This window comes from Flavobacterium sp. FlaQc-49 (genome assembly GCF_044005985.1).
Taxonomy (GTDB): Bacteria; Bacteroidota; Bacteroidia; order Flavobacteriales; family Flavobacteriaceae; genus Flavobacterium; species Flavobacterium cupriresistens.
The window spans coordinates 1-287 of the sequence record NZ_JBIPCS010000045.1; the positions used below are offsets into that span (position 1 = coordinate 1).

The following is a 287-nucleotide window of genomic DNA, read 5'->3' on the forward strand; positions in this document are numbered from 1 at the left end:
ATGAGATTTCTTTTAAGGATCGTGGAAGATGACCACGTTGATAGGCTATAGATGTAAAGGCAGTAATGTCATAGTCGAGTAGTACTAATAATCCGTAAGCTTATGTACACCCTTTTCCCCACACTTTGGTGTGGGGAAGAAACTTTCTAAAATAAATACTTTCTTTATCTCAGTATGTTAAGATATTGTTGCAATTATTTAATTATTAATTATAAATTTTTAATTAATTGTACGTTACCTCAAGTAACAACGACCTTAAGGTGGTTATTGCGGCGGGGCTCACCTCT

At 34.5% G+C, this 287-nt stretch carries 1 rRNA gene; it reads left to right on the top strand.

Going from position 1 to position 287, the window contains the following annotated elements:
• Positions 1–108: ribosomal RNA gene (locus ACHRV3_RS23015) — 23S ribosomal RNA — on the top strand; the annotation flags it as partial.
• Positions 109–287 lie beyond the last annotated feature (179 nt).